At 71.6% G+C, this 23,184-nt stretch carries 22 protein-coding genes, 2 tRNA genes, 1 other RNA gene and 1 pseudogene; 14 read left to right on the top strand and 12 right to left on the bottom strand.

Going from position 1 to position 23,184, the window contains the following annotated elements; translation table 11 throughout:
- Nucleotides 1–128: 128 nt before the first annotated feature.
- The gene (locus ACNAW0_RS22745; protein ID WP_416289986.1) at nucleotides 129–755 is read left to right on the top strand and encodes an NADPH-dependent F420 reductase; all 627 of its coding nucleotides are present in this window, start codon (nucleotides 129–131) and stop codon (nucleotides 753–755) included.
- Between the two features lie 75 nt (nucleotides 756–830).
- Here ACNAW0_RS22745 and ACNAW0_RS22750 read toward each other — a convergent pair whose 3' ends face one another.
- The gene (locus ACNAW0_RS22750) at nucleotides 831–2,696 is read right to left on the bottom strand and encodes a VanW family protein (RefSeq protein ID WP_416289987.1); all 1,866 of its coding nucleotides are present in this window, start codon (nucleotides 2,694–2,696) and stop codon (nucleotides 831–833) included.
- A 199-nt stretch (nucleotides 2,697–2,895) separates the two neighbouring features.
- On the opposite strand from ACNAW0_RS22750, the gene nudC reads away from it, so the two are divergent.
- Complete coding sequence (gene nudC / locus ACNAW0_RS22755; RefSeq protein WP_416289988.1) at nucleotides 2,896–3,819, top strand: NAD(+) diphosphatase; 924 nt, start codon at nucleotides 2,896–2,898, stop codon at nucleotides 3,817–3,819.
- 53 nt (nucleotides 3,820–3,872) lie between these two features.
- Here the strand turns inward: nudC and ACNAW0_RS22760 are convergent, their stop codons facing one another.
- Nucleotides 3,873–5,543, bottom strand: a complete 1,671-nt coding sequence (locus ACNAW0_RS22760) for a DUF885 domain-containing protein (protein ID WP_416289989.1) — start codon at nucleotides 5,541–5,543, stop codon at nucleotides 3,873–3,875.
- Nucleotides 5,544–5,665: 122 nt separating this feature from the next.
- Between ACNAW0_RS22760 and ACNAW0_RS22765 the strand changes: the two genes are divergently transcribed.
- Nucleotides 5,666–6,706: a DMT family transporter gene (locus ACNAW0_RS22765; RefSeq protein WP_416289990.1), complete on the top strand. Its 1,041-nt coding sequence runs from the start codon at nucleotides 5,666–5,668 to the stop codon at nucleotides 6,704–6,706.
- Nucleotides 6,707–6,715: 9 nt separating this feature from the next.
- On the opposite strand, the gene ACNAW0_RS22770 is transcribed toward ACNAW0_RS22765, so the two are convergent.
- Both ACNAW0_RS22770 and ACNAW0_RS22775 read right to left on the bottom strand, forming a co-directional pair.
- Nucleotides 6,716–7,786 carry a PHP domain-containing protein gene (locus tag ACNAW0_RS22770; RefSeq protein WP_416289991.1) on the bottom strand — a complete coding sequence of 357 codons (1,071 nt, stop codon included), beginning with the start codon at nucleotides 7,784–7,786 and terminating at the stop codon, nucleotides 6,716–6,718.
- A gap of 69 nt (nucleotides 7,787–7,855) precedes the next feature.
- Nucleotides 7,856–8,638: a M23 family metallopeptidase gene (locus ACNAW0_RS22775; protein ID WP_416289992.1), complete on the bottom strand. Its 783-nt coding sequence runs from the start codon at nucleotides 8,636–8,638 to the stop codon at nucleotides 7,856–7,858.
- A gap of 123 nt (nucleotides 8,639–8,761) precedes the next feature.
- On the opposite strand from ACNAW0_RS22775, the gene ACNAW0_RS22780 reads away from it, so the two are divergent.
- The 4 genes from ACNAW0_RS22780 (at nucleotide 8,762) to ACNAW0_RS22795 (ending at nucleotide 10,674) form a co-directional block, all read left to right on the top strand.
- Nucleotides 8,762–9,154 (top strand): hypothetical protein, encoded by a 393-nt coding sequence (locus ACNAW0_RS22780; RefSeq protein WP_416289993.1) that lies wholly within the window; start codon nucleotides 8,762–8,764, stop codon nucleotides 9,152–9,154.
- A 72-nt stretch (nucleotides 9,155–9,226) separates the two neighbouring features.
- On the top strand, nucleotides 9,227–9,397 hold the full coding sequence (locus ACNAW0_RS22785) for a hypothetical protein (RefSeq protein WP_416289994.1): 171 nt from the start codon (nucleotides 9,227–9,229) through the stop codon (nucleotides 9,395–9,397).
- Between the two features lie 118 nt (nucleotides 9,398–9,515).
- Nucleotides 9,516–10,043, top strand: a complete 528-nt coding sequence (locus ACNAW0_RS22790; RefSeq protein WP_416289995.1) for a tRNA adenosine deaminase-associated protein — start codon at nucleotides 9,516–9,518, stop codon at nucleotides 10,041–10,043.
- Nucleotides 10,044–10,221: 178 nt separating this feature from the next.
- Nucleotides 10,222–10,674 (top strand): nucleoside deaminase, encoded by a 453-nt coding sequence (locus ACNAW0_RS22795; protein WP_416290020.1) that lies wholly within the window; start codon nucleotides 10,222–10,224, stop codon nucleotides 10,672–10,674.
- 63 nt (nucleotides 10,675–10,737) lie between these two features.
- On the opposite strand, the gene ACNAW0_RS22800 is transcribed toward ACNAW0_RS22795, so the two are convergent.
- The 3 genes from ACNAW0_RS22800 to deoD all read right to left on the bottom strand — a co-directional run bounded on the left by ACNAW0_RS22800 (nucleotide 10,738) and on the right by deoD (nucleotide 12,660).
- Nucleotides 10,738–11,205 (bottom strand): acyl-CoA thioesterase, encoded by a 468-nt coding sequence (locus ACNAW0_RS22800; RefSeq protein WP_416289996.1) that lies wholly within the window; start codon nucleotides 11,203–11,205, stop codon nucleotides 10,738–10,740.
- Entirely contained in the window at nucleotides 11,205–11,840 is a 636-nt protein-coding gene (locus tag ACNAW0_RS22805) for a TetR/AcrR family transcriptional regulator (protein ID WP_416289997.1), read from the bottom strand. Before ACNAW0_RS22805 ends, ACNAW0_RS22800 begins: the two co-directional genes overlap by 1 nt.
- 112 nt (nucleotides 11,841–11,952) lie before the next feature.
- Complete coding sequence (gene deoD / locus ACNAW0_RS22810) at nucleotides 11,953–12,660, bottom strand: purine-nucleoside phosphorylase (protein WP_416289998.1); 708 nt, start codon at nucleotides 12,658–12,660, stop codon at nucleotides 11,953–11,955.
- A 75-nt stretch (nucleotides 12,661–12,735) separates the two neighbouring features.
- Between deoD and ACNAW0_RS22815 the strand changes: the two genes are divergently transcribed.
- Nucleotides 12,736–12,822, top strand: a tRNA-Ser gene (locus tag ACNAW0_RS22815).
- 68 nt (nucleotides 12,823–12,890) lie between these two features.
- Here the strand turns inward: ACNAW0_RS22815 and ACNAW0_RS22820 are convergent.
- The 4 genes from ACNAW0_RS22820 to ACNAW0_RS22835 all read right to left on the bottom strand — a co-directional run bounded on the left by ACNAW0_RS22820 (nucleotide 12,891) and on the right by ACNAW0_RS22835 (nucleotide 16,556).
- Nucleotides 12,891–13,487 carry a VanZ family protein gene (locus ACNAW0_RS22820; protein ID WP_416289999.1) on the bottom strand — a complete coding sequence of 199 codons (597 nt, stop codon included), beginning with the start codon at nucleotides 13,485–13,487 and terminating at the stop codon, nucleotides 12,891–12,893.
- A gap of 106 nt (nucleotides 13,488–13,593) precedes the next feature.
- Complete coding sequence (locus ACNAW0_RS22825; protein WP_416290021.1) at nucleotides 13,594–14,088, bottom strand: hypothetical protein; 495 nt, start codon at nucleotides 14,086–14,088, stop codon at nucleotides 13,594–13,596.
- 32 nt (nucleotides 14,089–14,120) lie between these two features.
- Nucleotides 14,121–14,789 carry a hypothetical protein gene (locus ACNAW0_RS22830; RefSeq protein WP_416290000.1) on the bottom strand — a complete coding sequence of 223 codons (669 nt, stop codon included), beginning with the start codon at nucleotides 14,787–14,789 and terminating at the stop codon, nucleotides 14,121–14,123.
- Nucleotides 14,790–15,023: 234 nt separating this feature from the next.
- On the bottom strand, nucleotides 15,024–16,556 hold the full coding sequence (locus tag ACNAW0_RS22835; protein ID WP_416290001.1) for an MrcB family domain-containing protein: 1,533 nt from the start codon (nucleotides 16,554–16,556) through the stop codon (nucleotides 15,024–15,026).
- A gap of 157 nt (nucleotides 16,557–16,713) precedes the next feature.
- On the opposite strand from ACNAW0_RS22835, the pseudogene ACNAW0_RS22840 reads away from it, so the two are divergent.
- A pseudogene (locus ACNAW0_RS22840) lies at nucleotides 16,714–16,964 on the top strand (hypothetical protein); the annotation flags it as partial.
- A 55-nt stretch (nucleotides 16,965–17,019) separates the two neighbouring features.
- On the opposite strand, the gene ACNAW0_RS22845 reads toward ACNAW0_RS22840, so the two are convergent.
- A tRNA-Ser gene (locus ACNAW0_RS22845) sits at nucleotides 17,020–17,104 on the bottom strand.
- Nucleotides 17,105–17,186: 82 nt separating this feature from the next.
- On the opposite strand from ACNAW0_RS22845, the gene ffs reads away from it, so the two are divergent.
- The 5 genes from ffs to ACNAW0_RS22870 all read left to right on the top strand — a co-directional run bounded on the left by ffs (nucleotide 17,187) and on the right by ACNAW0_RS22870 (nucleotide 23,131).
- An RNA gene (ffs, locus tag ACNAW0_RS22850) (signal recognition particle sRNA small type) lies at nucleotides 17,187–17,276 on the top strand.
- Between the two features lie 106 nt (nucleotides 17,277–17,382).
- A complete protein-coding gene (locus ACNAW0_RS22855; RefSeq protein ID WP_416290002.1) occupies nucleotides 17,383–20,115 on the top strand; it encodes a DNA polymerase III subunit gamma and tau in 2,733 nt (910 codons plus the stop codon).
- Between the two features lie 108 nt (nucleotides 20,116–20,223).
- A complete protein-coding gene (locus ACNAW0_RS22860) occupies nucleotides 20,224–20,532 on the top strand; it encodes a YbaB/EbfC family nucleoid-associated protein (protein ID WP_030502117.1) in 309 nt (102 codons plus the stop codon).
- Between the two features lie 8 nt (nucleotides 20,533–20,540).
- Nucleotides 20,541–21,134 (top strand): recombination mediator RecR, encoded by a 594-nt coding sequence (gene recR / locus ACNAW0_RS22865; RefSeq protein WP_416290003.1) that lies wholly within the window; start codon nucleotides 20,541–20,543, stop codon nucleotides 21,132–21,134.
- A 323-nt stretch (nucleotides 21,135–21,457) separates the two neighbouring features.
- A complete protein-coding gene (locus tag ACNAW0_RS22870; protein WP_416290004.1) occupies nucleotides 21,458–23,131 on the top strand; it encodes an ABC transporter substrate-binding protein in 1,674 nt (557 codons plus the stop codon).
- Nucleotides 23,132–23,184 lie beyond the last annotated feature (53 nt).

The raw sequence follows: 23,184 nt of genomic DNA on the forward strand, positions 1-23,184 counted from the left end.
GTGAGAGCATTTTCTGAAGACACGGCGAGGCGAGCTTCGAGAATCTCCCCGCACCGCCTGCCGGGTCTCGTACCGTCGGTTCGGGGCCGCCTGGCGCCCCGGCGTCGCTGGCGGAGGCAGGAGCGGTCATGAAGATTGGAATTATCGGGTCCGGCCACATCGGTGGCACTCTCACCCGTCGACTGCGTGTACTGGGCCACGACGTGACCGTGACCAACTCACGCGGACCGCAGAGCCTGACCGACCTCGCCGCGGAGACCGGCGCCACGGCCGGCACGCTGGAGGAGGCCGTGCAGGGGGCGGAGTTGGTGGTCATCGCCGTACCACTCAAGGCTGTGCCGGACCTGCCGGCGGCGCCGTTCGACGGCAAACTGGTCGTCGACGCGGACAACTACTACCCCGAGCGGGACGGCGACATCCCCGACCTGCTCGACCGTAGTCTCACCTCCAGCCGCTGGACCGCCGAGCACCTCAAGGGTGCCCGGGTGGTGAAAACCTTCAACACCATCCAGGCTCCGCACCTGATGGACAACGGTCGGCCGGCCGGCGCATCGGACCGGATCGCCCTGCCGGTGGCGGGCGACGACCCGGCCGCCAAGCGGGTGGTGATGGAGCTGGTGGACGAGCTGGGCTTCGACCCCGTGGACGCCGGGACGCTCGACGCGAGCTGGCGGCAGCAGCCGGGCACCCCGGTCTACGCCGCCGACCGCGACGTGGACGGCGTACGACAGGGGCTGGCCGCGGCGCGGCCCTGACGACGTACGACAGAGGAAAGCCCCGCCGGCGACGCAGCCCGGCGGGGCTTTCCTCGCGCCTGGCCTCGACGAACGTCAGGCGTCGGGCTTCGGAGCGCAGACGAAACGCGGCTCGGGGTCGTAGCGCCAGCTGAACTTCTCCCGCTTGATCACCTTGCCGCCCTTGGTGATGACCCGGTAGGCGTCCTGGGCGAAGCCCACGCTGCCCTCGGCGGTGATGCACTTGGGGCCGGGCTCCAGGTAGACCGTCGTCGGCTGGGTGATGTCCCGACGGGGCCCGTACTCGGTCTTGACGCTGTCGTAGACCTTGGTGCTCCAGATCGACACGGTGATCGTGCTGGACGTGTAGGAGGTGTCGATCAGGACGCCGTACGGGGTGTTGTTGCGGAATTTGAAGTCCAACTGCGGCCAGTAGATCGTCGACTCGATCACCGAGGGGTAGCGGCTGAAGTAGAACGAGTGCGGCTTGTGCTGGACGTCCTCCAGCCCGGCGTAGTAGGTGGCGTTGAACAGGGTCGTGGTGAACTGTGAGACGCCGCCGCCCACGCCCGGCACCAGCTTGCCGTTGACGATCGTCGGCGCGTCCTGGTAGCCCTGATCGTAACTGCGCTCGCCGGTGTGGCCGTTGAGCGAGAACGTCTCACCCGGCTTCACGATCGTGCCGTCGACGTCCTTCGCGGCCTGGACGATGTTCTGGCTGCGCGGGGAGGAGAGGCCGCCGGTGAAGCGGGTGGTGAAGGTGGAGACCCGTTCGTTGATGCCCAGCTCGGCCAGCTTCGCCTCGGTCAGCTCCGGCTCGGCCGGCTTCAGCGTGGCGGTCACCGTCCGGCCGTCCGCCTTCGGCAGCACGGCGAGCAGGTCGCGGCCGAGCGCGGTCGCGTCGACCTGCTTACCGACCCGGCCGGGAACCACCTTCGGCTTGCCGCCCGTGATGGTCAGGCCCGCGTTCTTCGGCTCGACCTCGAGCTTGGCCAGCCGGTCGCCGAGCGCGGCACGCAGCCGCTTCACGTCCACCCGTGGGGTCAGCGTGCCCGCCTCGTCGACGGAGAAGCGCAGCCCGCTGGCGATCGCGGCGGGCGGAATGGTGACCGAGCCCTGCTCGGTGGAGAGCGTGACGGGAGCCGCCACCGCCGGCTTGGCCAACTCGGCGATGAGCCGGTCCACCTCCGCCCTGGTGGTCGTCGGCCACTTCTCGGCCAGCGGCACGGTGACCGGCTCACCGGCGAGCCAGCCCGTCTTGACCGCGTCGGCCGCGCTGGTCGGTTCCAGCGTCAGGGCCGGCTTCGGGTAGACCGGCTTCGGGGTGGTGCCGGTGAAGATGATCCTCGGCATGGTCATCTCCCGGCCCTGGTCGCCCAGCGCCTTGCTCAGCGTGGCGTCCAGCCGCTTGGCGTCGACGGTGACCACCGGATCGACCGTACGGGAGCCGACCAGACGGCTCACCGGGTTGGCCGCGGCGGCGGCGGCCGCCGCCACGGTGGCGTCCACGTCGATCGCGAGGCCGATGTCGGCCGGCTGCACCTCGACGCGCTTCTCGCCCACGTTGACGGCGATCGGAGCGTTCAGCGCCGCCGACCGGCGGTCCAGTTCGGCGCGGAGCGCGTGAGCCGCGTCGGTCCGGCTCCGGCCGCCCAGTTCGGCGCCGAGCACGGTGGTGCCCCGGGGCACGTCCCCCGCGTACGCGTAGGCACCGGCCCCGGCGAACGCGGCGAGCACGGCCGCAGCGACCCCACCGGCGAGCAGCAGCCGCTGGCGCCGCGGGACCGCGGCGAGCACGGCCGCGGCGAGCAGCAGCCGCTGGCGCCACGGCCGCGTGGGACCGTCGGGCCGGTCCGGCGGGGGTGCGACGGTGGCCGGCTCCTCGTCCGGCCAGCTCACCGCGGTGACCTGCACGGTGGGCCGGTCGTCGGCAGGCGGCAGTTTTTCGCCGTACAACGTCACAGCAACCTCGATCGGAAGTACCACGGGGGGATCGCATTCCCCGCCCGGAAGACTCCTACGGTAGCCAACGCGCGGGCGGACCGGGAACCTCCGGTCGGGGCACGCCGGGGCGGCGCGTCCTGGCAGTTCGGTGCCGGTGTCGCGCCGATCACCCGCACCCGGTTCCCCGGTGGGGCGGTGGACGTGCGACGGTGTGCGGGTGCGGACGGATGAGCGGGGCCTGGCGTACGGCGGCGGGTGGCTGGACCGGGCGGCCGGGCTGCGTACCGATCCGGGGTGGATCGCCGCGCGGCTGGCCGACCGGGAGAGCGTGCTGCTGCCGCTCTGGCGGGACCGCTGCCTGGTTGCGGCGGACCGGATGCCGGTCCGACCGGCCGCCGTCGCCGTCGCCGCGCTGCTCGCCGCCGCCGACGAGACGGTCTTCCTCGGGCTGGACGCGGGCCGGGCGGTCTTCGCCGCCGACCTTTCCGGCCAGCCCGAGCCGGAGGCGCTGGCGCTGGCCGATGCGGTGGAGGCGGTGGACGTACGGGCCCTGGTGGGTGCGCTGACCCCGGCCGAGGCGGCCGTGCAGGCGTACGCCAAGGGGTTGCTGCACTGGCACCGGGGGCATCGGTACTGCGGCGGCTGTGGGGCGCCGACGGTGGCGCGGGACGGCGGGCACACCCGTTCGTGTACCGGCGCCGGCTGTGGGCGGTTCCTGTTTCCCCGGATCGAGCCGGCGGTCATCGTGCTGGTCGAGGCACCGGGCGAGCCGGAGCGCTGCCTGCTGGCCCGGCACCGGGGCGCGCCGGAGGGGTCGTGGTCGACGCTGGCCGGTTTCGTCGAGGTCGGCGAGAGCCTGGAGGACGCGGTACGCCGGGAGTTGGCCGAGGAGGCCGGGGTGGCCGTCGCCGAAGTGTCGTACCAGGGGTCGCAGGCGTGGCCGTTCCCGGCGGGGTTGATGGTCGGCTTCCGGGCGACGGCGGCGTCGACGCAGGTGCGGGTGGACGGCGAGGAGTTGGTGGACGCGCGCTGGTTCACCCGGGCGGAGTTGCGGGCGCGGGCGGCCGAGGGGCGACCGTTGGGTCGGATCGATTCGATCGACCGTCATCTTCTGGGGTCGTGGCTGAACCGAGCGAGCTGAATCCGGACGGCCGGGAGCCGGAGGCACCTCCGACTCCCGACCGTTTGTCGTCGTTACAGCCGGCCCAGCGCCCGGCGCAACGGGTCGAGCCCCAGGGGGCCCAGGTCGAGCGCCTGCCGGTGGAACTCCCTGAGGTCGAAGTCGGCGCCCTTGCGGGCCTTCGCCTCCTCCCGGGCCTGTAGCCAGATCCGCTCGCCCACCTTGTACGAGGGGGCCTGCCCCGGCCAGCCCAGGTAGCGGTTCAGCTCGAAGCGCAGGTTCTCGTCCGGCACCCGGCAGTGCGCTCGCATGAACTCCCAGCCCAGCTCCGGCGTCCAGCGCTCACCGGGGTGGAAGCCGAACGGGTTGTCCCGGGGGATCTCCAGCTCCAGGTGCATGCCGATGTCGACGATCACCCGAGCCGCGCGCAACGCCTGCCCGTCGAGCATGCCGAGCTTTTCGCCCGGGTCCTCCAGGTAGCCCAGCTCGTCCATCAGCCGCTCGGCGTAGAGCGCCCAACCCTCACCGTGCCCGGAGACCCAGCAGAGCAGCCGCTGCCAGCGGTTGAGCAGGTCGGCGCGGACGGCGGTCTGGGCGACCTGCAGGTGGTGGCCCGGCACGCCCTCGTGGTAGACCGTGGTCACCTCGCGCCAGGTGGAGAAGTCGGTGATGCCCTGCGGCACCGCCCACCACATCCGGCCCGGCCGGGAGAAGTCCTCGCTCGGACCGGTGTAGTAGATCGCGCCGTCGCTGGTCGGGGCGAGGCGGCACTCGATCCGGCGGACCTGCTCGGGGATGTCGAAGTGAGTGCCGTGCAGCTCGCTGATCGCCTTGTCGGCGAGCGTCTGCATCCAGTCCCGGAACGCCTCCTTGCCCTTGATGGTCCGGGCCGGGTCGGCGTCCAGCGCCCGGACGGCATCACCGACAGTTGCGCCCGGACCCGAGATCTGCTCAGCAACGAGTCGCATCTCGCTCTCCAGGCGGGCCAGCTCCGCGAAACCCCAGGCGTACGTCTCGTCGAGGTCGACCTTGGCGCCGAGGAAGTACTGCGACGCCAGCTCGTACCGCTCCCGCCCGGCGGCCTGCTTCTGCCGGCCCTGCGGGGCCAGCTCGCTCCGAAGGAACTGCCCGAACTCGGCGGTGGCCGCCGTGGCGGCGGCGGCACCCTTGCGCAGCTCGGCGCCGAGTGCCCCGTCGACCTCGAGCCGCTCGGCCAGGCCGTGGAAGAAGTTGTCGCCGTTCGGGTCGGTCCAGATGTCGCACTGCTTGGCGACCTCGACCAGCTGCACCTGTGAGCTGATCTTTCCGGCCGCGGCCGACTCGCGCAGCGTGCGCTTGTAGCTCTCGAGGGCACCGGCGAAGCGGTTGAGCCGGGCGGCGATGTTGGCCTTGGCGTCGTCGCCGTCGGTCGGCATGAGGTCGAAGATCATCCGGATGTCGTGCAGCGCGCTGGCGATCACGTTGACCTCGCTGGTGGTCTCGCCGGCGTCGTGCCGGGCGAGTTCCAGGCCGAGGCGCTCCTGCATCGCCTCCTTGGCGGTCCGCTCGGCCTCCGAGTCCGGCTCGGTCACGTCGAGGTCGGCCAGGGTGCGCCGGACCAGGTCGGCGCGGGCCGCGTACCCGTCGGGGGAAAGGTCGTCGAGCTGATCGTCGTAGCCGGCGATGCCGACGTAGGTGGCGCCGGTCGGGCTCAGCGGGGCCCAGTCGGCCACGTACCGGTTGGCGAGGTCATCGATTCGTCCCACGCTGCGACCCTACGTGACCCGGCCATTCGGTTGCTGACCGTGTTTGCCGTGTTCAGGGCGGCAGGTCCGCGGGATCGAAGTCGATCGGGAACGGTCCTTCCCAACGTAGGGCGGGTGCCGTGATGCTCGACACCGCGTCCGATTTTCGCGGGACTTCGTCGTACCCCTCCGGCAGAGTGTCAGGGGTGAAAGCGGATTTGACTCCTGACCGGGCGGCGCTGCGGAGCTGGCTGCCCGGCTTCCTCGCGCTCGGCGTGATCTGGGGTTCCAGCTTCCTCTTCATCAAGGTCGGGGTGACCGAGCTGCACCCAGTGCACCTCACCCTCTACCGGGTCGCCACCGGCGCGGCGACCCTGCTGGTGGTGCTGGCCGTGCTGCGTGACCGGCTGCCCCGCGAGCCCCGCATCTGGGCACACCTGCTGGTGGTCGCCGCCTTCGGCGTATCCCTGCCGTTCACCCTCTTCGGCTTCGGTGAGCAGCGGGTCGAGTCGATGCTCGCGGGCATCTGGAACGCCACCACGCCGCTGATCGTGCTGCCGCTGGCGGTGCTGGTGTTCCGTACCGAGCGGCTGACCGTGCGGCGGGCGGTCGGGCTGGGGCTGGGCTTCACCGGCGTGCTGGTGGTGCTCGGCGTCTGGGAGGGCGTCGGCGGGTCGCACTTCACCGGCCAGCTCATGTGCCTGGGCGCGGCAGCCTGCTACGGCGTGGCCATTCCGTACCAGAAGAAGTTCATCGCGGGCAGCACCCACTCCGGCCTGTCGCTGTCGGCGGCGCAGCTGCTGATGGCGGCGGCGCAGCTCGCGGTGGTCGCGCCGCTGGTGGCCGGGGCGCCGCCGGTGCCGACCGGCCTCTCCCCCCGGGTGGTCGCCAGCGTGCTGGCGCTCGGCGCGCTCGGCACCGGTGTGGCCTTCGTGATCAACCTGCGCAACATCCGGGTGGCCGGGGCGAGCACCGCGTCCACCGTCACGTACCTGATCCCCGTCTTCGCGGTACTGGTCGGCGCGGTGGTGCTCGACGAGCGGATGAACTGGCACCAGCCGGTGGGCGCGCTGATCGTGCTGCTCGGCGTGGCGGTCGCGCAGGGGGTACTCGGCCGGCGGCGGCCGCGTGCCGTGCTCGGCGCCCCCGCCGTGCCGGCCGCTGAGCCGGCCGTCCCGGGCTGAGCCGGCCGGTCAGCGGCGGGTGTGGGCCCACTTCAGCAGGCGGTCGGCCTTCCAGGTGTTGACCACCCGGTTCGCCGGTACGCCGCAGAGCGCCGCGCGCTCACAGCCGAAGCGCTGCCAGTCCAGCTGGCCGGGGGCGTGCGCGTCGGTGTTGATGGCGAACCGGCAGCCGGCCTCCAGGGCGCGGCGGATCAGCCGCTTCGGCGGGTCCTGCCGCTCCGGGCGAGAGTTGATCTCGACCGCCACGTCGTGTTCCGCGCAGGCCGCGAAGACCGTGTCCGCGTCGAAGTCGCTCTCGCCGCGGGTACGCGCCCGGTGCCCCCGGTCGCCCGGCCCCTTCACTCCCGCCGGTCGGGACGACACCATCCGGCCGGTGCAGTGGCCGAGGATGTCCAGGTGGGGGTTGGCGATGGCGGTGAGCATCCGCCGGGTCATCCGGGCCCGTTCGTCGTTCAGGCCGCTGTGCACCGACCCGACCACCACGTCGAGGCGGGCGAGCAGCTCCTCGTCCTGGTCCAGCGAGCCGTCGGCGAGGATGTCCACCTCGATCCCGGTGAGGATGCGGAAGCCCTTCGGCAGCGCGTCGTTCACCGCGGCCACGTGGTCGAGCTGCTTGCGCAGCCGCTCCGCGGTCAGCCCCCGGGCCACCTTGAGCCGGGGCGAGTGGTCGGTGAGCACCAGATACTCGTGCCCCAGCTCGACCGCCGCCAGGGCCATCTCCTCGATCGGTGAGCCGCCGTCCGACCAGTCCGAGTGGGTGTGGCAGTCGCCGCGCAGCGCGTCCCGCAGCGCCGCGGCGGCCGCGTCCAGGTCGGTGCCCTCGGTGGCGACCAGCCGGCGCAGATAGACCGGCTCCTCGCCGGCCAGCGACTCGGCCACGCAGCGGGCGGTGACGTCGCCGACCCCGGCCAGTTCGGTCAGCTTGCCGCTACGCGCCCGCTCGGCGACCTCCCCGGTGGGCAGCGCGGCGAGCGCGTTGGCCGCCGACCGGAACGCCCGGACCCGGTAGGTGGCCTCGTTCGCCTTCTCCAGCAGGAACGCGATCCGACGCAGGTCGGCGATGGGATCCCGGGCAGTCATGCCCTGCAACCTACGCGTCCGCGCCACCGGTCGCCGAGTGTCGGGGCGGGTGCCGGGAGTGGACGTCGGTCAGCCGTCGGCGCCGGCCTTGGCCGGGGCCTTCGGGCAGCCGTGTGCCCGCTCCCAGGCGGCCACCTCGGCGGCTGGCCCGCGGTTGCCCCCCTTCCGCCACGAGTCCAGGTACCGGGCCGGCCAGATCACGCCCCGCCGGATCCACCAGTCGTCATGTCCGGTGCACCTCGGCGAGAGCCCGAAGTGCAGATGGCACACGTTGCTGGCGTTGCCGGTGCGCCCGACCTTGCCGAGGAGTTGGCCGGCGTGGACGCGTACGCCCGGGTCGATGTCGGTGCCGACGACGCTCAGGTGCGACCCGTAGTAGCGGACGCCGTCGTCGCCGAGCAGCGAGACCGACAGGCCCCCGTTGAACGGCCCGAGCGGGCCACGCTTGTCGAACCGGTCCACCCGGCTCACCTCGAGGATCACGCCGTCGGTGACCGCGACGACCGGCTTGCCGCAGTCGGCGAAGATGTCCGTCCCCGGGTAGTCGTGGTGCGTCGGGTGGTAGGCGACGTTGTCGGCGCGTACCGGGAAGACGTGCCGCGGGTGCGCATTGGCCGGCGGCGGCGCGGGGGCCGTGGATTCCGGTGCCACGCTCGGCCCGGAGGCCGTCGCCCCGGCGGTCTGCTCGGCGGTGGCCGCGCTGCCCGGGTCCTGCCACGTCCTGCCCGAGGCGGCCGTGGGTGGGTCGCCGGCCGCGCACCCGGCGACGTATCCGGCGGCCAGGGCCGGCAGGAGCAGCAACAGGACCGGGTACGCCGCACGCGGGCGGCGTACGGTCGATCGCGAGGGCATCCGGTCATCCTGGCAGACCACTACCGTAGGGACGAACGCCGAGATGCTGCGCGCCCCTCCGGGCCCGGATGGTAACTCTGCGTGATCCCGGTACGTCCACCGTTCGTGAAGGGAGCAGGGGCGATGAACGGGTGGCACGTCGTACCCGGCGAATCCGGTCCGGGCTCGTCACGCCAGCTGCCGCGTACCCCGTCGGGACTCTTCCCCGCCGGGGCGCCGATGCGGCCGACCTGGCGCGAGCCGTACCCGGTCACCGGCGGCGGCGTCGCGGTCGGTGCCGTGTTCGCCTTCGCCTGGCTGCTCCTGTTCGGCCTGCTCGGTCACGACGTGGCCAGCTACGCCTGGTGGACGGCCGTCGCCGGCGGGCTGGCCTGGCTGGCGGCCGGCGTGCTGGTCCGGTACGGCGACCGAGGGGTGGCCACCGGGGTCGCGATCGTCACCGCTGGCGGGTGGAGTATCGCCGCGGCCGCCGTCGCGGTCCGCTGGGCGCAGAGCGGAGATTGGCCACTCTGGTGACTCCGCGTGCATGCGCCACTGCGTAGCGAAGGCCGGCTTGACGTACGCGCGGTGACGGGCCACGCTCGCCGTATGGCCTGGACCACCCCGCCGCGGCTCGACCCCGAGCGGAGCCGCCGCCGCCTGCAACTCCTCGCCGAGTTGGCCGGTTCCCGCGCGGTACGCCAGCGCGAACGGCCGCAGCGGGTCCGCACCGAGCGGCTCCGCCAGCTCATCGCCACCCGCCGACGCATCGCCGGCTGACCGACTTTCTCCAGGAACGGCCGGCCCTTCGGGGCGTTGACCGGTCGCCTGCCGACCCGACCGGTTAACGTGCACGCGTGACGAGTCGGCGTGCTGCCGAGGCCAATTTGGGGGGACCGTGTCGTACTTCGCTGCTGCCGTGGCGCGCGTCGACGGCGGCTGGACCGCCGACGAGGTGAGCCTGCGGGACGTCACCGACATCGAAGAGGTCGCCGAGCGGCTGCGCGACGTCGAGCCGGACGCCGAACTGTCCCTGCTTTTCGTCGAGGCCGACGACACGTACCTGGTCATCCTGCGCCTCGACGACGGTGAGGACCTGCGGATCTTCGGCTCCGATTCGGCGTACGCGGAGGAGTCCCGGCTCGGTGCCCTGCTGGTCGGTGACCTGAAGACCTCGGTCACCGGCCTGGAGGACACCGACGAGCCGCGAGTGGCCGCCGGTGGTGACGACGAGACCGAGCAACCGGCGGTGGATCCGGAGGCCGATCCGGTGGGCGACGCGGACATCCTCGCCGACCTGGGCATCTCGGCGCAGAAGTTGCTGGCCCTCTGCGGCCACGAGGGGATGATGCCGGCCGACGTCACTGTCGAGATCTGCCAGATGCTCGGCTGCGCGGACGAGGTCGAGGAGTTGCGTGAGGTCTGAGCCGGCCGGAGGGGTGCCGATCGGCGGCGGGGAGCCGGCCGACGCCACCGATCCGGCGCTGGAGACCGTACGCCCCGGGCAGCCCACCCCGGGCGCGGTGGGCCGGGTCGGTCCCGGCGCCGACGAGGGGCTGGCCGATCCGGGCGGCGCGGGCCGCCGGCAGCGGCACGAGCTGTGGATGCGCCGGGCGCTGGAGGTCGCGGTGACCGGTCCGGACAGCGGTCCGGCGGAGGACGGCGAGGCCGCGGTGGAGGACGTACCGGTCGGCGCGGTCGTCTACGGCCCGGACGGCACCGAGCTGGCCATCGGGCGTAACGAGCGGGAGCTGACCGGGGATCCGACCGCCCACGCCGAGGTGCTGGCGCTGCGCCGGGCCGCCGAGCGGCTGGGGCACTGGCGGCTGGCGGGCTGCACCCTGGTGGTGACGCTGGAGCCGTGCACGATGTGCGCGGGCGCGATCGCGCTGGCCCGGATCTCCACCGTGGTCTTCGGCGCGTGGGAACCGAAGACGGGCGCGGTGGGCTCGCTCTGGGACGTGCTGCGCGACCGCCGCCTCACCCACCGCCCCGAGGTCTACGCCGGCGTCCTGGAGACGGAGAGCGTCGCGCTCCTGCGCGCCTTCTTCCGGTAAGGAGGGGCCCCCTGTTAACGCCTCGTGTATAGCAGGGGCCCCCTGTTAACACGTCCGTGTCGGTCAGGCGGGCAGCGGGGCGGGACGGAGCAGGGTCGCGGCGACCGCGCGGGCGGCCTCGGTCCACCCGGTGGGGCGCATGCTCGCCGGGTCCAGCCGGACGATCGAGCGGGTGCCGTCGGCGTACCGGGTGCCGCCGTCGACCGAGCGGAACTCGAAGCCGTACCGGGCGCTGGTGGTCCCGAAGTGTTCGAGCCAGAAGTGCACGGCCACCGGCCCGGTCCCGGTGATCGGGGCCCGGTAGGTGATGCTGAACTCGCGTACCGCGTGGAACACGTCGGGGGGGCTGTGCGGTCCGTTCTGGAAGGCGATGCCGCGAGCGGTCCAGTACGGCGTCAGGGCCCGTTCCAGCAGCACCGCGTACCGAGCGTTGTGCAGGATGCCCATGGCGTCGAGGTCGTCGAAGTGCACCGGTACGTGCTCGACGTGGCCGAACTCGACGGCGGGGCGGTCGACGGCGGCGTGGTTCATCAGGGACCTTCCGGTAGCAGGGTCGGATCGGGGCACAGCGCCCGTAGGCGGTTCAGCAGGCCCTGGCGGGCGTGCCGGTAGGCGGCGTCCGGATCGAGCAGCCGGGAGCGCATCACGGCGCTGGTCCCGAGCGCGTCGATCTCGTACGCCAGCTGCGGGACGTCCACGTCGGCGGGGAGTTCGCCGAGGTCGACGGCCTCCTGGACGAGACGTTCGAGGAAGGCGTTCCATTGGCCGAACGCCTCGGCGAGCCGGTCCCGGACCGGGCCGGGGCGGGCGTTGTACTCGAATTCCGTGTTCGCGAAGAAGCAGCCGCCGGGTAGCACCCGGGCGGCGTAGAAGTCGATCCGGGCCTCGTGCAGCGCCCAGATCCGGCGTACGCCCTGCGGGGCGCGTAGGGCCCGGTGCACGATCAGCTCCTGCCACTGGGCCGCGGCCCGGTCGACGGTGGCGAGCTGGAGCGCCTCCTTGGATCGCCAGTGCGCGAACAGGCCGGACTTGCTCACCCCGAGGACGTCGGCGAGCTGCGCGAGGGAGAGCCCGTGCAGGCCGGCCTCGGTGGCCAGGGCCACGGCGGCGTCCAGGGCCGCAGCGCGGGTGCGTTCACCGCGCGCGACGCGGCCGTCGGAGGTCATACGGGGAGCGTAACCAAAAAAGAGCACGACCGGTCGTATTTATTTTTGTGACGTGGAACGCAGCCGCCCCGCCACCGGCGACGGTGGCGGGGCGGTGCTGGCCGCGGACGGGTCAGGCGATCGCGGTGTCGAGGGCGACCTCCACCATCTGGCTGAAGGTCTGCTCACGCTCGGCAGCGGTGGTCTTCTCGCCGGTCTTGATGTGGTCGCTGACGGTCAGGATGGTCAGCGCGCGGGCCCGGAACCGGGCCGCGATCGTGTAGAGCGCCGCGGACTCCATCTCTACCGCCAGCACCCCGTAGTCGGCCAGCGTGTCGTAGAGATCCGGCCGGTCGGTGTAGAAGGCGTCCGCCGCCAGGATCGGGCCGACGTGCATGGTGATGCCGCGCCGCTCGGCCACCTCGACCGAGGTACGCAGCAGCCCGAAGTCGGCGACCGGGGCGTAGTCGATCAGCCCGTCGAAGCGCATCCGGTTCATGTTCGAGTCGGTGGACGAGCCGCTGGCGGCGATCACGTCCCGCAGCTGGAGGTCCTCGCGGAGGGCGCCGCAGGAGCCGACCCGGATCAGCGTCTTCACGCCGTACTCGTTGATAAGTTCGTGGGCATAGATGGAGGCCGAGGGCATGCCCATACCGGAGCCCTGGACGGAGACCTCGACGCCGTTCCAGCGGCCGGTGAAGCCCAGCATGCCGCGGACCGTTGTGTAGCAGCGGGCCTCCTCGAGGTAGGTCTCCGCGATCCACTTGGCCCGCAGCGGGTCACCCGGCATCAGGACCCGCTCGGCGATCTCTCCCGGCTCAGCGCCGATGTGCGTACTCATGCCAAAGATCCTGCCAGGTCGGCTCGGGGGATACCGGTTCGGCGTCTGGACCGGTGGTCCTGTAGCCTACTCGGCGGTGGTGTGTCCGAGTGGCCTAAGGAGCACGCCTCGAAAGCGTGTGAGGGTTTACGCCCTCCGCGGGTTCAAATCCCGCCGCCACCGCTCGCAACATGCGAGAACGCCCGGTCGATCCTGACGGATCGGCCGGGCGTTCCGCTTCTGGTCTCAGCTCAGCGTCCCGGTACCGGGGCCGATCGAGGTCGGTCTGACGACGCTCTGGCCGTAGCGCGCCACCAGCGGCACGCTGCCAGCGCGGCCAGCCCGGCGCCGGCGGCGTTGAGCAGTACGTCGTCCACAGAGGACACCCGGTCCAGCCGCAAGACGTACTGCGCGGCCTCGACCAGGACCGAGCAGCCCGCCGCGAGCGCCAGGATCCGCGGTACCGACGCCAGCGCCGCGAACCGCAGTGGGGCGAGGAATCCCAGCGCCGCGAACACCAGCAGGTTGCCGACGATCTGGCCCGTCGCCGTCACCGGCTCGCCTGCGAGGATCGTGAGCAGGTCCCGCAGCGGTACCAGGCTCACCTGACCGGGGACGGCTCCGGCCCGGTCGCCCGGCAACATGATCATCCATACCCACGGCACCGTCCCGTAGACGATGCCGACCTCGGCCAGCGACGTACGCCACGCCCACGCCGGCGTGGTGCCTGTGACACTACGACGGCGTGCCAGAGCCCACACCGCCAGCGCGGCCAACGGCAGTACGGCCACCGTGATGAGTGCCACGCCCCTGAACGTGCCGACCCAGCCGTGCCACCCCTCGACCATGCCACCTCCGCTTCGTCCGACCGCGAAATCTACCCGCGGGTCAGAACGATTTCGTCGTGCCCCAATGGGCGCCCCGGGCGCTTCGTCGTATCCGGAGGCAGTCCGGTCAGCAGGGGCCGTAGCCCTCGTCGAAGAGGCGGCGGGCCCAGGCCGCGTACCCGGCGATGATCTTCCGGACGGTCGTGCCGTCGTGCAGGAAGAGATACCCGCGGTCGCCGTCGCGGGCGAGCAGCCCGTCGAACCGGTACGTCCCCCGTGGCGCGGCCAGTTCGTCCGCCGACGGATAGGCGGCGCGTACCTCGGCGACGGGGGTGCCGACCGTGATCCCCTCGGGCGTGCTCATCGGGTCGTCGAGCCAGAGCAGGACGAGGTGGTCGTCGACGAAGACCGGAATGACCGATCCGTGCCCGGCCAGCGTCGGGCCGCACGCGTCCAGATCGGTACGCAGCACCCCGCGTCGGGTCAGTTCCGCCTCGGTGGCGCCGAACTCGGCGTTGTGCAGCCCGTCGAGGCTCACCACCTCCGCGGCCCCGACCGGCCGGGCCGGCACGTCCGGCCCCTGTGGACGGACGCCGCTGCCGGCGAGCGAGGCGGCCGCCATCAGCACAGCGATGAATCCGAATTGTCGAAGTCTCATTCACTCCCCCAGTCCCCAACGGGACCCGGGCGATCAGGTTGCTGGTGCTGCTCGGATTGCCGTCGTTCCCACTCGTCGGCCAGCTCGTCCCAGTAGTCGGCGGACAGGCCGCGGCGGCCGTGCGCCAGCCAGCCGGCCGTGTCGCGTTCCAGGTGCAGGCCCAGCTCGGCGAACGGGTCGATCCAGGGCCCCGGCTCGGCACCGAGCCGAGCGAGCGCGACGTTGATCGGCCACTCGGTACGCGGCCGGTCCAGCGCGCCGTCGAAGCACGGTCCCCAGCTCACCTCGCCGCCCAGCCAGACCACCGCTGACTGGTGGCCCAGCCCGCCGGCGAACTCCGCCTCCAGGTACGCCACCGGGCCCTGCCGCGACCAGCGAGCCAGCACCTCCGACAACTCCAGCTCGGCGCGTCTATCGCGGCGCCGCGACCTGGAGTCGTCGTCCGCCAGGCCCAGTGAGAGGGCGAGCTGGAACGGGCGCCCGGCGGACGGCTCGCCGGTGGCGAAGTCGGGCAGCCCGCCGGTCAGCTCCTCGACGAGCTGCGGGGTGACCGGCACCAGCGCGAAGTCCTGGCGGAGGGCGGCGAGGACCGCGTGGTCCAGGTCGACGGTCTGCTCGCGGAGCAGTTCGACGTCGGCGACGACCGCGCTGAGCTGGTAACTCATCCGATCCTCTCGGCGTCCACAGGCTGTGGATAGAACATGTGTACGACGGTTGCGCGGTTGACGGGAACCTCAGGCCGAGCCGTTCCGGTCGGCCTCGACCCGTGGCGTAGCCGGTGCGGCAACTGGCTGTAAACCGGTCAAACGTCGAGGTCGAACTTCGACCGGATCAGGTGTGATCCGTGACCAGGGCGGACGAGGGTTCCAGCACCCGCAAGGTTGCCCAGGCGTCGTGTGTCATGTCCTCTTGGTCAGCAGTGCGTTCAGCTGATCGAATGCCATGCGCCAGGCGTTGATGCCGCAGGCAGATGCCGCACCGGGCACCTTTGCCTGCGCGCTGAACTGCCAGCCCTCGGATATTCGGTTGCCGTAGGACGCCCACCCTTGTCCCTTGTCGCCGCCGCAGCGCGCGTACAACCGCCGGTATTCGTCGGCGTTGTCCCCGAGCGGATAGTTTGATGCGATCAGCGGGCCGCGGAAGGCGCGCAGGTCGGGTTTTCCGAGGTGTTTGCTCCAGACCCATGGCGGGAGATATCCGACCAGCACCCTGTCCTCGACCGCGGCCCACCGGTCATCAAAGCGGCGCACGTCGTCCCACCGCGGCCACATGTTGTGGGAGACCAGTTCGGCGTACCGTTCGATGTCGAGCATGGCCCAGTTCGCGTCGTGCGCGTCCAGTTCCCGGCGCAGCCAATCGACCTGCCGGTTGATTGACGCCTGATCACCTCGCACCAGGTTGTGGTAACCGCCGCGCACGAGGAGTCCGGCCGCTTTGGCCGCACGAAGGAAGTCGCCGAAGCGGTAGCTGGGGTGGTGGTAGCCGGACGGATCGCCGTAGGTGGCGCGGGCGCACATGCCGACGATCCCGGCCTTACGCACTGCCACCCAGTCAAGGTTGCCGCCGCTACGGTTCCAGTCGTGTTGGCTGAGGTCGATGGTGAACCGCGGCGCCAGGTCCTGCGGCGCCGGGTCCGGCGAGCGGGGCTTCTCCTCTCTGCCGAGTGCGATTGGTGCAGCGAATGCGGCGGGCACGGCCGCGAGCGCGACGAACAGCCCACGACGGGTCATCAACTCGGTCCGGCGGGCACGTCCTGCAGGTCTTCGTCGATACGCATCGTCGCTTTTCGGCTCGAGCTTCGCGGCATTCTTCGTGGCAGCCGGGCCCCGGGCTGGCGTGTCGGTCGCCTGGCTGCCCGGTTGACGGCCTCTTCCACGCGCATTTAGCGCCAGGTCGTAGAGCCGGATGAACCGCTGCAGGTCGGCCACCATCGTCGGCTCGTTGGGTAGGGCCTTGAGCCTGTACGTACGCGCCAGGATGTTGGCGCGCTGGTAGTCAACCGACAGTGGGGCTTTGCTGCGCAGGTCAATCGTGGTGTCGAGATCGGCAATATCGTCAGGGTTGAGGGCCCCGCGGATATCGGCGGCCTCCCACGCGAGCGCGCGCCGTGCCCCGGCTCGCCCCAGCTTTTCGGCGATCTCGGTGATGCCCTGGTTGAGGGTGAGCGCGACGGTGCTCATGTCCGCGGCGAACAGATAGGCGACGTATATGCCGCGCCGGGCGGTCACAGTTTCGTCTGTGTTGAATACGGCGATCCTTGGCGTGACCGCGGCTCTGCCCTTGCCGCCGCTACCCTCGGCCCGGTGGTCGGCCGGTAACCACTGCTCGAACTCGACGCGGGCCTGACGAAGCAACATCTGTGCCTCGCTTGACATCGGCAACCGCCGGTCGTACTTGGCACCGATCTCGCCGATCAGCGTACGCAGCCGCACTCCAAGTCCCCTTGTCCTGGTCGATCGCGTGTTGCAGAGTACGGAACACTCGCTGACATGTCTCGGGGCCGGGTTCATGCTCGTGGGCATGCTCGCCCTGAGACTGCCGGCTGCGGCGCGTGCAGTGGCGCTAACGCGACTGCGTGTTGTCGACGGGCATACCGCCGCCACCGTCCTCCTGGTCCTCGGCGTCGCAGCCATGCTGTGACGGGCATCATGGGTTGGTCGAACTCAGCCATGGCAGTGCGCTATCAGCACATGACGGATCAGGTGCGCCGGGACATCGCGCAGCAGCTCGGCGGACTGCTCTGGGGCGACCACCGTGCCGGCCCGGGAGGCCGGCGACGGGCAGCCAGACGGGCCGGAACCGGGCAAGTGAGACGACAACTGAGACGAGCGCGACCGTAGAGACGACTCAGGGCCGGTCCCGTGGGGCCGGCCCTGTCGTTCCTGCTCAGGAGAGCGGAGGATACGAGATTCGAACTCGTGAGGGTGTAAACCCAACACGCTTTCCAAGCGTGCGCCCTAGGCCTCTAGGCGAATCCTCCGCGAGCCAGGATACAGGTCTCCGTCGGGTGGGCCACCCCACCACCCCCCGAAGATCGACGCGCGGTCGGGTAGGCTTGGTGGCACCTCCCGTGCGGCGGTATCTCGTGAACCTCCCCAGGGCCGGAAGGCAGCAAGGATAAGCGAGCTCTGCCGGGTGCACGGGAGGCCTTTCTGTCTCCGGGTGCCGGTAACGTTCCTGCGGTCAGGTCACGGGGTGGTGGGTGGTCACCCGCGCGCGACCGGCGCAGAATGGCTCGGTCGAGAGGAGGCGGTACGGGTGACACTGGCCCTTTACCGCAAGTACCGGCCCCGTACGTTCGCCGAGGTCATCGGTCAGGAGCACGTCACCGAGCCACTGTCGCAGGCGCTGCGCAGCGGGCGGCTGAACCATGCCTACCTCTTTTCCGGCCCCCGGGGCTGCGGCAAGACCTCCAGCGCCCGGATCCTGGCCCGCTCGCTCAACTGCGAGCAGGGCCCCACCCCCGAGCCCTGCGGGCAGTGTGAGTCCTGTCGCTCGCTCGCCACCGACGGCGCCGGCTCGATCGACGTCATCGAGATCGACGCGGCCAGCCACGGCGGCGTTGACGATGCCCGCGAGCTGCGCGAGAAGGCGTTCTTCGCGCCGGCCCGCAGCCGCTTCAAGATCTATGTCATCGACGAGGCGCACATGGTCTCGTCGGCCGGCTTCAACGCCCTGCTCAAGCTGGTCGAGGAGCCCCCGGAGTTCGTCAAGTTCATTTTCGCCACCACCGAGCCGGAGAAGGTCCTCGGCACGATCAAGTCGCGGACCCACCACTACCCGTTCCGGCTGATGCCGCCGAAGGTGCTCCGGCCGTATCTGGAGCAGCTCTGCGAGGCCGAGGGGGTCAAGGTCGAGCCGGCGGTCTTCCCGCTGGTGGTGCGCGCCGGCGGCGGCAGCGCCCGGGACAGCCTCTCCGTGCTCGACCAGCTCATCGCGGGTGCCGGCCCGGAGGGGGTCAGCTATGTCCGGGCCGCCGCGCTGCTCGGCGTCACCGATTCCGCGTTGATCGACGAGATGTGCGACGCCCTCGCCGCCGGCGACGGCGCCGCCGCGTACGCCACCGTGGACCGGGTCGCCGAGGCCGGGCACGACCCCCGCCGGTTCGCCTCCGACCTGCTGGAACGGCTCCGTGACCTGATCGTCCTGCAGCAGGTGCCCGACGCCGTCGCCAAGGGCCTGATCGACGGCCCGGACGACCAGATCGAGCGGATGGCCGCCCAGGCCCAGCGGCTCGGCCCGGCCACCCTGTCCCGCTGTGCGGACATCGTGCACAACGGCCTGGTGGAGATGCGCGGCACCACCGCCCCCCGGCTGGTGCTGGAGCTGATCTGCGCCCGGATGCTGTTGCCCGGCGTGGACAATGCGCCCGGCGGCCTGCTCCAGCGCCTGGAACGGATGGAACGCCGGCTCACCCTGGGTGGCGCCGAGCTGCCGCCGGCCGCCGCCGGCCCCGCGCCGGTCACCCCCGTCACCGAGGTACGCCCGGAGCCTCCCGCCCCGGCCGCGGCTGCCGCCGCGCCTCACCCGGAGACCGCCGGCACGCCGGCGGCTGCCGGAGCCCCGACCGGGGCGGCCGCCGCGCGGGCCGCCGCCGCAGCCGCCGGTTCCCGGTCCGTCTCGACCGGCCCGGCCGCCGGTGCTCGCCCGACATCGAGCGCACCGTCCGACCGCCCGGCCGGCCCGCCCTCTGGCGGCCCGGGCGTGGCGAGCGCGACTGCCGGTGACGCGCCTGCGGACGGCGTGGGCGCCCCGGCCCGTCGTCCCGTGCCGCCCTCGGCGGTGATGCCCGATGCGGCCACCCCGGAGCCGCCGCGTCCCGGCTCGACCCCGCCCGGCGCGCTGGATGCGGTCGCCGTACGCCGGGTCTGGCCGGAGGTGGTCGGCAAGGTCAACCGGACCAACAAGCGGATCGCGGCGCTGATGCGCGACGCGGTGGTCCGCGAGCTGGACGGCGATGCGCTGGTGCTGACCGTGAAGTCGACGGTGTTGGCCAAGATGATGGCCGACCACGCCGAGGTGCTCACCGACGCGCTCTACGAGGAGCTGGGCGGCCGCTGGCAGATCCGCTGCGAGGTGGCCGGCGAGCGGGGTGCCGCGTCGCTCGGCGGCCCGGCCCGCCCCGCCGCCCAGTCCCGGCCGGCGGCCGCCGCGCCCGCCACCGGCCCGGCTCGGTCCGGTGCCGCAAGCGGGGGGCCGGCCGGCTCGGGCGGTGGTCCAGTGGGTGCAGCCGGTGGTCAGGATGGCGGTGGCGGCGCTGGTCGTGGCGGTGCCGCGACCCGGTCCGCCGGGTCCGATCGCGCCCGGACGGAGGCCGGTGGCTCCCCGAACGGCACGGCCGGCACCGGCCCGGCGCGGCCGGGCGGCCCCTCCGCGCGGGCGGCCGCGGGCGGTGGAGTTGACGCCGCTGACGACGAGGAGTGGCCTGAGCCGGCCCGCCCTGGTGGCGGTGCCGGTGGAGACGAGGACTGGCCGGAGCCGGCCGCCCCCGGTGGGGCCGCGACCGCAGGCGGCTCGGGCGACTGGCCGGAGCCGGCCCGGCCGGGCGGCGCCACGGCGACTATGGCTTCCGCCGTACCCCGATCGGGCGGCGCCACGGCGACTGTGGCTTCCGCCGTACCCCGGCCGGCTGGCCAACCGCCGGCGGCGCCGCAGCCTGCGGCGGTGAGTAGCGCGATCGCGGCGGCCAGAGCTGCTGCCGCGGCGGCCGCGGCGGGTGGCGGGCCGGGCAAGGGACCGCGGGCGACCCAGGCGGCCCCGAAGGCCGCGGACGCGGAGTGGGCCGGTGAGCCGCCCTACGACCCGGACTACGACGGGCCGATCCCGGCTGGCATCGCGACCCCCGTCTATGAGGGCTTCGACCCGGGCGACGAGCCGCTGGACGATGTGATCGACGAGCGGACCGCCCGGCAGTCCAGTGAGGAACAGGCGGTACAGCTGCTCCGGGAGGCGTTCGGGGCGGAGAAGATCGACGAGGTGGACGCGCGCTGAGCGTGCGCCGACCGCGAAGGACCGGTGCCGTCGCCCGACTAGGCTGGGCGCGGCCGATCAGACGAGTGTGAGAAGGAGCCGTCCGTGCGCCCAGGTGGACAGCCGAACATGCAGCAGATGCTGAAGCAGGCGCAGAAGATGCAGCAGCAGATCGCCAAGGCCCAGGCCGAGCTGGCCGAGGCGGAGCTGACCGGCACCGCGGGCGGCGGCCTGGTCACCGCCACCGTCGCCGGCACCGGTGAGCTGAAGGCGATCAAGATCGACCCGAAGGCGGTCGACCCGGAGGACGTGGAGACCCTGGAGGACCTGGTCGTCGCGGCCGTGCACAACGCCGCCGAGGCGGCCCGGGAGCTGACCGAGAAGAAGATGGGCCCGGTCGCGGGCGGGATGGGCGGCCTCGGCCTGCCCGGGTTCTGAGCCGACAGATGTACGAGGGTGCCATCCAGGACCTGATCGACGAGCTGGGCCGGCTGCCGGGTGTGGGCCCGAAGAGCGCCCAGCGGATCGCCTTTCACGTCCTGTCGGCGGATCCGGCCGATGTGAACCGGCTGGCTGGCGCGCTGCGCAAGGTGAAGGAGCTGGTGCGGTTCTGCACCAGCTGTTTCAACGTGGCCGAGTCGGAGCAGTGCCGGATCTGCCGCGACCCGCGGCGTACGGACGAGGTGCTCTGCGTGGTCGAGGAGCCGAAGGACGTGGTGGCGATCGAGCGGACCGGTGAGTTCCGCGGCCGCTACCACGTGCTCGGCGGCGCGATCAACCCGCTGGAGGGGATCGGCCCGGACAACCTGCGCATCCGCGAGCTGATGACCCGGCTGGGCGGCGGCGTGGTCCGCGAGCTGATCCTCGCCACCGACCCGAACACCGAGGGCGAGGCGACCGCGACCTACCTGGCGCTGATGGTCAAGCCGATGGGGATCGCGGTGACCCGGCTGGCCAGTGGCCTGCCGGTCGGCGGCGATCTCGAGTACGCCGACGAGATCACCCTGGGCCGCGCGTTCGAGGGCCGCCGGGCGATCTGAGCGCCCGCTCCGGGCAGGGTGAGGCGACGCGCCCGCGCCGGTGGCGCCGATGTTCTCGTGACCGGAATGTGAGACGAGTGTCGCTCACCACGCGGGCGGGGCGGGCTGGTCGGTTTTGGCCGGATCTGCCCGATCCCAACATCTGCTCACCGCTGTGACAGCCCTGTTTCTCGCGAGATCAGTCCCTGTCAGACCCGTGGCTAGGTGTCGGCTTGATAGCGATTGCCTAACGGGCGTTCCGCTTCTGTGTGTCGTGTCATAGCCTCCCGCACACGGACTGAGCCACAACTTCCGCGTGGACAGGCGCATGACAGAGGTGAGAGATGCAGGCGAGCAGGCGTAAAGCGGCTGTGGCCCTCGCGGCCGCAGCCGCTCTGGCGGTCGGGGCGTCCGGCTGCGCCAAGAGCGAGCGCAATGGGGACAGCGGCGGGGCCAAGACTGGCGGCACCTTCGTCTTCGCGGGTGCCGGTAACCCGAAGAACTTCGACCCGATCTTCAACGACGACGGTGAGTCGTTCCGTCCGGTCCGGCAGATGTTCGACACCCTCATCCAGAACAAGCCGGGCACGGCCGATCTGGAGGGCGCCCTGGCCGAGAGCTGGGAGCACGACGCCGAGGGCAAGGTCTGGACCTTCCACCTCCGCAAGGGCGTGAAGTTCCACGACGGCTCCGCCTTCAACGCCGCCGCGGTCTGCTTCAACTTCGACCGCTGGTACAACATCAAGGGTGCCGCCGCTCAGTCGCAGATGCAGTACTACCTGGACGTCTTCGGCGGCTTCGCGAACAACGAGAGCAAGGACGCCGGCAAGCCGGTCTACAACAAGTGCGACGCGTCGGACGAGAACACCGCCGTCATCACGATGAACCAGTACAAGGGCGCCTTCCCCGGGGCCTTCGCGCTGACCTCGTTCTCGATCGCCAGCCCGGACGCGCTGAAGAAGTACGACGCCGACACGGTCAAGCAGAACGGCGACTCCTTCGAGTACAGCGCGTTCGCCAACGAGCACCCGGTCGGCACCGGCCCGTTCACCTTCGGCGGCTGGGACAAGGCCAAGAACGAGGTCACCCTGAACCGGAACCCCGACTACTGGGGTCAGAAGGCCAAGGTCGACAAGCTGATCATCAAGATCATCGAGGACGAGAACACCCGCAAGCAGGAGCTGCGGGCCGGCACCGTCCAGGGCATCGACTTCCCGGCCCCGGCCGACAGCAAGGCGCTCGCCGGTGAGGGCTTCCAGGTCCTCGACCGCCCGGCGTTCAACATCCTCTACCTCGGCATCAACCAGAAGAACAACCCGAAGCTGAAGGACCTGCGGGTGCGTCAGGCGATCGCCTACGCCCTCAACCGCCAGCAGCTCGTCCAGACCAAGGGCCCGGGCGGCACCAAGGTCGCCGACGAGTTCATGCCGGACACCGTGCTCGGCTACGCCCCGGACGTGCAGAAGTACGAGTACAACCCGGACAAGGCCAAGCAGCTGCTCAAGGAGGCCGGGGCCGAGGGGATGACCCTCAACTTCTTCTACCCGACCGACGTCACCCGGCCGTACATGCCGAACCCGCAGGAGATCTTCACCGTCCTGGCCAACGACCTGCAGGCCGTCGGCATCAAGATCAATGGTGTGGCCCGCCCGTGGAACGGTGGCTACAAGGACGACGTGCAGCAGTTCGGCAAGCACGACCTGCACCTCCTCGGCTGGACCGGTGACTACAACGACCCGGGCAACTTCGTCGGCAGCTTCTTCGGTCGCGCGAAGAACGACTTCGGTGACGCGGCGATGACCGACATGTTCGCGGCCATCGCCAAGGCCGACGGCACCGTCGACGAGGCCGGCAAGAAGACCGCCTGGGAGCAGGTCAACCGCGACATCGCCGCCAAGTGGCTGCCGGCCGTGCCGATCTGGCACGCCCCGCCGGCCATTGTGGTCACCAAGGACGTCAAGGGCATGATCGCCAGCCCGCTGACCGACGAGCGGTTCAACACCGTCAGCGTCGGCTGACACCGCCACTGACGCCGTACGCGGATTCGGCCCGGGCCGGGCTTCCCTGGCCC

The organism is Micromonospora sp. SL1-18 (genome assembly GCF_047921505.1).
In the GTDB taxonomy this organism is placed as follows: Bacteria; Actinomycetota; Actinomycetes; order Mycobacteriales; family Micromonosporaceae; genus Micromonospora.

Bases quoted from the DNA above. Each gene is read 5' to 3' on its own strand.
- ACNAW0_RS22745 (WP_416289986.1), top strand. From the start codon at position 129: ATGAAGATTGGAATTATCGGGTCCGGCCACATCGGTGGCACTCTCACC.
- ACNAW0_RS22765 (WP_416289990.1), top strand. From the start codon at position 5,666: ATGCTCGACACCGCGTCCGATTTTCGCGGGACTTCGTCGTACCCCTCC.
- ACNAW0_RS22770 (WP_416289991.1), bottom strand. From the start codon at position 7,786: ATGACTGCCCGGGATCCCATCGCCGACCTGCGTCGGATCGCGTTCCTG.
- ACNAW0_RS22775 (WP_416289992.1), bottom strand. From the start codon at position 8,638: ATGCCCTCGCGATCGACCGTACGCCGCCCGCGTGCGGCGTACCCGGTC.
- ACNAW0_RS22780 (WP_416289993.1), top strand. From the start codon at position 8,762: ATGAACGGGTGGCACGTCGTACCCGGCGAATCCGGTCCGGGCTCGTCA.
- ACNAW0_RS22785 (WP_416289994.1), top strand. From the start codon at position 9,227: ATGGCCTGGACCACCCCGCCGCGGCTCGACCCCGAGCGGAGCCGCCGC.
- ACNAW0_RS22795 (WP_416290020.1), top strand. From the start codon at position 10,222: ATGCGCCGGGCGCTGGAGGTCGCGGTGACCGGTCCGGACAGCGGTCCG.
- ACNAW0_RS22800 (WP_416289996.1), bottom strand. From the start codon at position 11,205: ATGAACCACGCCGCCGTCGACCGCCCCGCCGTCGAGTTCGGCCACGTC.
- ACNAW0_RS22805 (WP_416289997.1), bottom strand. From the start codon at position 11,840: ATGACCTCCGACGGCCGCGTCGCGCGCGGTGAACGCACCCGCGCTGCG.
- deoD (WP_416289998.1), bottom strand. From the start codon at position 12,660: ATGAGTACGCACATCGGCGCTGAGCCGGGAGAGATCGCCGAGCGGGTC.
- ACNAW0_RS22820 (WP_416289999.1), bottom strand. From the start codon at position 13,487: ATGGTCGAGGGGTGGCACGGCTGGGTCGGCACGTTCAGGGGCGTGGCA.
- ACNAW0_RS22825 (WP_416290021.1), bottom strand. From the start codon at position 14,088: ATGGCGGCCGCCTCGCTCGCCGGCAGCGGCGTCCGTCCACAGGGGCCG.
- ACNAW0_RS22830 (WP_416290000.1), bottom strand. From the start codon at position 14,789: ATGAGTTACCAGCTCAGCGCGGTCGTCGCCGACGTCGAACTGCTCCGC.
- ACNAW0_RS22860 (WP_030502117.1), top strand. From the start codon at position 20,224: ATGCAGCAGATGCTGAAGCAGGCGCAGAAGATGCAGCAGCAGATCGCC.
- recR (WP_416290003.1), top strand. From the start codon at position 20,541: ATGTACGAGGGTGCCATCCAGGACCTGATCGACGAGCTGGGCCGGCTG.
- ACNAW0_RS22870 (WP_416290004.1), top strand. From the start codon at position 21,458: ATGCAGGCGAGCAGGCGTAAAGCGGCTGTGGCCCTCGCGGCCGCAGCC.